Annotated in this window: 1 protein-coding gene; it reads right to left on the bottom strand. The window is 58.9% G+C overall.

The genetic code is table 11. From position 1 onward, the window contains the following. Nucleotides 1-451 precede the first annotated feature (451 nt). Nucleotides 452-1,426 (bottom strand): IS1595 family transposase, encoded by a 975-nt coding sequence (locus QN397_RS26560; RefSeq protein ID WP_323502514.1) that lies wholly within the window; start codon nucleotides 1,424-1,426, stop codon nucleotides 452-454. Nucleotides 1,427-1,469 lie beyond the last annotated feature (43 nt).

Below are 1,469 nucleotides of genomic sequence, written 5' to 3'. Positions count from 1 at the left end.
AATAAGGGGTATCCTTTTAGCTCCAGCGACCGCGGAACTACTGGATGAACATACAGATGCTAGCGATGTTCACGGGGAAGCGCTACGCTCCAAGGCCAACGGGTTACAACAGCCGACAACAGGCCTTGTCGCAGGATGCAGCAGCGGCAGAACGGTGGCTTCTTGATCTTCAGAATGACAAGCGCGTCGCTGGGAACTCGACGTTGCACTCGAATGAATGGTCGGTGGGAGATTACTTTTATGAAAAAAACAAACTTCGTTCGAGTTGGGGTTTACGTGACGTTGGGTCTCGTCATATTGATTCCTTCGTTAAGTCGGTATGAAAGGGTCGTCGTAGGCGCAAGTTCGGTCTTGGACTGGCCACTCCTGGTCGCGTCAATAGTTGGTGCGCTCGCCTGCTTCTGGATTGCAATTCAGGCCCTGAGGAAACCGTAGCCGACCGCCTTGGCCCTTATGAGGCGCTCGACTGAATCACATCCGCATAGGTCACGGGCGCCGTGACCACGGCCTGCTGAAGCAACCGGTAGAACAGCATGCCGCGCGAGCCTGAGGTTCGGCGGTTGAAGCGAAAGACGAACTCGTCGAGGTAGGCGTCCAAGTGCTCGGGCTGCACCGAGCCGTGGTGCGTCCCAAGAATCCAGCGCTTGACCAGGGCCGCCACACGATGGACACCAGCCATCGAGACATGTGCAGGCACGTCCGAGCCGAGCATCACAGTGCGCTGGTGGTCGTAGCCCAAGTCCTTCAGCGGCTTGTAGGCGGCCGCACCGTCAGTGCGCACTTGGGCGCCGGGTTCGATGCTCTCTTGGACAAACGGAATCAGGTATTGCGCCGAAGCTTTGGGAATGCGACGCAGCCGGATGCGGCCAAACCCCTTGGGCTCCAGTAGTTCGACGGCCACGGCGACCAGCAACTTCGACGTGCTGCGCTTGCGCCCGGTCTTGATGGGTGGGTCCTCACGGTCGGTCAGCGCCATGTAGGTCTCGTCGACCTCGACCACGCCTTTGAGTTGATCCCGGCCGGGGCGAACCATCGCCCGGCGGAATCGGTGCAGCATCGTCCAGGCCGTCTGGTAGCTGCCCAAGCCGAGCACACGCTGCAATCCCAAGGCGCTGACGCCTTGCTTCTGGTTAGTCAGATACCAGGCGGCGGCCAACCACACACGCAGCGGCGTGCGGGTCTTATCGAAGATCGTGCCGGCAGTCACTGTAGTCTGGTGCTGGCAGCCACGACACATCAAACGAGTGCGGCTGGCTCGGTATGCCTCGCCAATACCGCCGCACTTCGGGCAGACGAAGTTGCTATCCCAACGCAGCCGCTCCAAATAGGCAAGGCAATCGTCCTCGGTGGAAAACCAGTCGAGGAATTCGTTCCAGGTTTGGGGGTAGTCCTTAACCGCTGTCGGCGCTAATATCTGTACATCCATCCAGTATTGTGCAGTTGCTGGAGCTAAAAGGATACCCCTTATA

This window comes from Variovorax sp. RTB1, from assembly GCF_035018765.1.
Classification (GTDB): domain Bacteria; phylum Pseudomonadota; class Gammaproteobacteria; order Burkholderiales; family Burkholderiaceae_C; genus Variovorax.
The sequence above is the reverse complement of the archived record's forward strand: the minus strand, read 5'-3'. Positions and strand labels throughout refer to the sequence as shown.